The 5,233-nt window shown below is 55.6% G+C and carries 3 protein-coding genes; 1 reads left to right on the forward strand and 2 read right to left on the reverse strand.

The window, feature by feature from the left end:
* Positions 1–355: 355 nt before the first annotated feature.
* Positions 356–2,014, reverse strand: a complete 1,659-nt coding sequence (locus tag NP596_RS19585; RefSeq protein WP_256617087.1) for a serine/threonine protein kinase — start codon at positions 2,012–2,014, stop codon at positions 356–358.
* Complete coding sequence (locus tag NP596_RS19590; protein WP_256617088.1) at positions 2,011–4,305, reverse strand: ATP-binding cassette domain-containing protein; 2,295 nt, start codon at positions 4,303–4,305, stop codon at positions 2,011–2,013. Before NP596_RS19590 ends, NP596_RS19585 begins: the two co-directional genes overlap by 4 nt.
* Before the next feature lie 305 nt (positions 4,306–4,610).
* On the opposite strand from NP596_RS19590, the gene NP596_RS19595 reads away from it, so the two are divergent.
* Complete coding sequence (locus NP596_RS19595) at positions 4,611–4,988, forward strand: hypothetical protein (protein ID WP_256617089.1); 378 nt, start codon at positions 4,611–4,613, stop codon at positions 4,986–4,988.
* Positions 4,989–5,233: the final 245 nt, after the last annotated feature.

Consider the following 5,233-nt stretch of genomic DNA (forward strand, 5'->3'; position numbering starts at 1 on the left):
CGATTGCGCAACCCAGGGCCGCGCCGCTTAAGGCGCCAAGGCCGGCGCCTTTCAATAAATCGTTTCCTTGCGTATTGGCGCAGCCGGATACGATGAATTGGCTCAAAATAATCAACAATAGGGGTTTATGTTTTAACGCGAGTTTCATATTACGCTGTCTCCTGGGTTCGAAGTAGTCTGGTTTAAACATTTGGCGGCAAGTATTGGATTGCAAAAAGCCGCTATTCGGCATGATGGATAATCGTTTCTCCGGCCGGATGCCCACATGGAAATAGGTCCTAGAGCAATGCGGGAGCCGAGGCCACGGTGCTTCGCGCTTTGCCGTCCGAAGTTTGCATTAATCCCTATTCCGCCATCAATGGGTTTGCTTGGTACTACCCGGAATAATAACCCACGATTGTTGAGGGGTAGAAGTTATTTCGTCGGGCGGTTGTTGTTTACGTTTAGGTTTGTTTTTGGCCGGCGCGGCGGCCTTGGCCGATTGCGAGCTTGTCGGCCGCGCGGCCGTCCGTGCCGCGGGTTCTTGGGGTTTTGCGATTTCCGGCAAGTTATCCGCGCTGTCCGGTTTAACCGGCAACTCCGATAATGGCGGAGTATCGGCGGCGGGCGGCGGTTGGGTAGCGGTATTAACAGCGGCCGGAACGGGCGGGACGGCTGGTATTGCCTGAACCGGCTTGCTCTCTTCGTTGGGGGCAATCCGTTCGGTCAGCGGCGGCGGAGCGGTTTCCGGGACGGACTCTTCCTTGGGTTGTTGCAGATAAAACCAGCCCGAAGCCACGGCGGCCAAACAGACGCCGGCGGCAATCAGCGGAATTTTGAGTTTGCCTTGCCGTTGGCTTGCGGAATCGTTCCGGGTGTCGGAGACAGTCCCCGGGTTAATGGCCACGCCGTCGGGGGTGAATTTGATGCTGCGGGACTGCATATTTGCCGACGGCGGTAAACTGTCGGTCAGCAAGGTACGCTCGGCAAAACCGCCGGCCGCTGCCGGTTGAGATGGGCCGGCAGCGTCAACCTGGGCCATGGCGGCGGCGAACTCCCGAATCGATTGATGGCGGTTGTTCATGTTTAATTCGAGCGCGCGCAGAATGGCATCTTCAATCGCTTGCGGCAAGTTATTCACAAATTCCGAGGGCGGTTTTAACGCCTTGCCGGCAACGCGTTCGTGCACCGGCGGCGGGTTGCATCCGGTCAGCAGGGCGTAAAAGGTCGCGCCTAACGCAAAAATATCCGCGCGTACGTCCGTGCCGGTGCCCATGACCTGTTCGGGGGGACTGAAATGCAAGCTGGCCGCCCGTCCCAAGGTGCGGGTCATGTCCTCGGCGACCACTTCCTTGGCGATGCCGAAATCGATCAGCATGATCCTTTCGTTTTCGTCCAACAGAATATTGCCGGGCTTGAGATCGCGGTGAATGATGGGCGGATTCTGTTCGTGCAAGTAAACGAGCACTTCGCAAAGCTGCTGAATCCAGGGCAATAGCTTTGCTAACGGAATTTGATTGCCGGGATAGCTCCTGCGCGCACTGGCTAAGGTGCTGCTGCCGCCGAATTTCAGCACCAAATAACACATGCCGTCGACGGTGCGGCGGTCGATAATATCGGGTATGGCCGGATGGTCGAGGCGGCTGAGCAGCGATGTCTCATACTCGTCGAACATTTGCACGGGTATTTCTTTTAAGGCTCTGTGCTTACCGCTCAAGTCCAGATCGTCCGCCAGGTAAGCGGCCCCAAAGCCGCCTTTCCCCAGCACGGACTTTATTTGGTAGCGATTTAAAACCACATCGCCAGGCGACAGCATCCAGCCGAAAATGCCCCTGATTGCGCCGCTCTGCGCGTAATCGATGTGGGCGACTTCTTTTTGGCAATGACCGCAGGTGTAAGCGCTCAGCAGTAACCGAGAGACCGGGTTGCGCTCTCCGCAAAATGGGCAGGCGCGGTATTCGGCCTGGGTTTCGAGCGGGCGCAATACGGTCCGGTCCTCGGGTTTTAGTACGGTTTGGTCGTTTTGATCGTTCATGCCGGGCGATCCTTCCGTTTAAGGCCGGCCACGGCGATGAGTATGAACGCCAGCCCCAGCAGGGCAACCATGGCGAGATCTCTTTGCAGGTTTTCGGTTAACGGTACGGCCGGATTGCCGGTTAAATCCTTAAGTGCCAAGGTTTTTTGCGGTAAGGTATTTTTCATTGCGTCTAACGCCCAAAAAGAGATCATGCTGGATTTCGCCACCCATAGACTGGCCTTTCCCAATGGAACGACGGCATTGGATAACACCACCTGGGGTACCAATAAAATCGGCGCTATGGCAATGGCTTTATCGTTAGTGTCGACAAATGCGCTAACCGCCAACCCCATGCAGGTGGCGGAAAAGGCGGCGAGAAACAGTGCGGCCAAACTGCCGGGCAGGCTAAATGACAACGATAGCATGGTGTGCGCTATGCCCAATAACATAATGCATTGCAGCAGGCATAATAAGGCCAAAGGGAACAATTTGCTAACCAAATAAGGCACTATCCCCAGGTTGACCGAGCGTTCGCGCAAGTATATGGGGAGTTCCTTCACCACTTCGCGGGCGGAATTGAGCGTTCCGAACCAAATGGCCGACACGATCAACAAAAACGCAATGGTAGTTTCTAAATGGGCCTTGGCAACCGCGTCGCCTTCAAGCTGGCACACCAGGCCGAGTAACACCGCGATCAAGGGCGCCTGCAGCAAGAGAATCAAAAGATTTTTGCGGTCCGACAACACCAAATCGAAATAACGTAAAGTCAAGGTGCCGGCTTGCCTAAGGTCAAAACCGAACAGCGGTTTTTTTTGCGGCGCCAGCGCGGCGCTATCCGGCAAGCCGGTGGTTTGGGCCATGCGGCCAAGTACATAGCGCGAATAGAGCGCCGATGCCCGGTAACGTCCGGCCCATTCGTCCGCGCTAACCTGCTCGTCTTCCAGCAAATCGTACACTTCGCTGAGCCGCTCGAGGCCAAAATACCCGCATGCCTCGCGCGGCGGGCCGAAAAAAACCAAGCGGCCCTTATGCAGCAAGACTACCAAGTCGCAAACGTCGATGTTTTCCAAACTATGGGTGACGCAAACCACGGTTTTGGCATCCGTCGCCAATTCGGCAAAAAGCTTCATCATATGCTTGTCGGTGCCGGCATCCAGGCCGCTGGTGGCTTCATCCAAAAACAATATATTCGGATTGGCCACCAGTTCGACGGCAAGGCTGACACGCTTAAGCTGGCCGCCGCTGAGCGGCGCCGGCGTGTCGATCGGAGAATTCAGTTTGTCGGCCAGTTTGACTTTGCCTAAAACTCTGTGAATGTGGTTATTAATCTCGTTCGAATCGGTGTCTTTCGGCAGCCTTAACTTGGCGGTGTAAGCCAGCGCCCGGCCCGTTAGGATTTTGCGGTGCACAATATCTTGCTGCGGGACATAGCCGATGGAGGCGCGGAAGCTGTCGAACGAGGCATATAAGTCGGTGTCGTTATAGAGCACCCGGCCGCCGCTTGCCGGCCGGCGGCCGTTCATGGCGTCCAATAAGGTCGATTTGCCGGAGCCGCTGGTGCCGAATAAGACCACGAACTCGCCGGGTTCGATCACTAAATCGATGCCATCCAATAAGCGTTTGGTTTGCCGGGTGGCGTGGTCGACAACGTCTTTGTAGAGCCCTTGCACCACCACTCTGACTTGTCCGGACGAATCCACCTGTTTTAATTCGTCCCCGGTAAAAACGAATGAAAAGGCGGCAATGCTGACCCGGTCGCCTTTTTGTAACGCAACCCGTTTTTCCAAGCGCCGGCCGTTGACAAAGGTGCCGTTTGTACTGCCGAGGTCTTCGATAAATATGCCGCCCGATCCGCATATAATATGGGCGTGTTCTCTGGATACCAGCGGCGAGGGTAGAGGGAAGTCGCAGTTCGGCAGCCGGCCGATAAGCAATGTTCGGGGTTTGGCCGAGTCGTTTACCGTTACATGGGCTTGATTGGTGCCGCCAGGCCGGGTATGCGGAGTTTGTTCGGGCAGTTTGATTTGAAACAGCGTTGTTCCCAATGCCAGCCAATCGCCATCCGTAACCGGGCTGGGCTCGTGAATGGGCTTGCCGTTAATGGAAACGGCGCCGGCGCCGGCGGGCGACACCAGAAAGCCATCGGCGCCGAACCGAATACCGAGATGCGTTTTATGCACATCGGGGCCGTCAAGGATGATGTCGCCAGCGGTACCCGCCGTTAAATTTTCCCGCGCTTCAAAACGGCGGGTTGTTTTTTTACGGTCCAACGAGCTATGGAATTCTATCGTCCCGGTATTCTGAGCCATCGCGGTGCTACCAAGTTAAATTGAAGGCAAAAACTTTGTATGAGGATATACACAAACAAATTAATGTTTGCAAACTGCCGGATTGATTTTTTTCGCCTATCCGCGCGGGATGGTTCATTATTTGTTCGATAAGCCTGCTGACATCAAGCGATAGGGGCGGCGGGTGCGCGGAATGTTAAGCCGGAGATAAGCGATGCGCTGTAGTGTCCGGGTCTGCATTCTTTTGCATTGGAAATTGGCGTTTAACGCTATCAGTTTTGCCGGTTCAAGTGTATTTGCCTTATCTGCGTTCGGGAGTTGTTAAAATGAAAAATCATGTTTTTTCCTGGCTGGCGGCGGGCTTGCTGTTGATGGCCGCCGCCGCGTCGGCGGGTCCTCATCATCACGGCCATTGGCGTGGCGGTTTTCACGGTTATCATGCTTATCCGCGCTTTGGGTTGTATTTGGGGCTGCCGGTATACCCGCGGCCTTATTTCTCATACCCTTATTATCCCTATTATCCGCCTTCGATCGTCACCGTGCCGTCCAGTCCGCCGGTGTATATAGAACGGCCCGCGCCGCCGGTGCAACAGCAATTTCCGGCCGGCTATTGGTATTATTGCAATAATCCGGAGGGTTATTATCCCTATGTCGCGGATTGTCCGGCCGGTTGGCGCCAGGTCGATCCCATTCCTCAACGCTAAGGTTATCGGTCATGAATCGCGGAATATTGCTTGTTGGGTATGGAGTGCTTGGACTATTAACGGGGTGTGCCCATCTGCCGAGCGGCCCCAGCGTCATGGTTTTGCCCGGGTCAACGATGTCGTTCGAACAATTTCAGCAGGACGATTATACCTGCCGGCAGTATGCATCGGGCCGAGTCGGCGCCAGCCCCAATCAGGCGGCGGCCGATAGCCAGGTAGGCAGTGCCGTGGCCGGCGCGGCGGTG

It is taken from the genome of Methylomonas rivi (genome assembly GCF_024505165.1).
Lineage (GTDB): Bacteria > Pseudomonadota > Gammaproteobacteria > Methylococcales > Methylomonadaceae > Methylomonas > Methylomonas rivi.

Coding starts and splice junctions, on each gene's coding strand:
- NP596_RS19590 (WP_256617088.1), bottom strand. CDS start 4,305: ATGGCTCAGAATACCGGGACGATAGAATTCCATAGCTCGTTGGACCGT.
- NP596_RS19595 (WP_256617089.1), top strand. CDS start 4,611: ATGAAAAATCATGTTTTTTCCTGGCTGGCGGCGGGCTTGCTGTTGATG.
- NP596_RS19585 (WP_256617087.1), bottom strand. CDS start 2,014: ATGAACGATCAAAACGACCAAACCGTACTAAAACCCGAGGACCGGACC.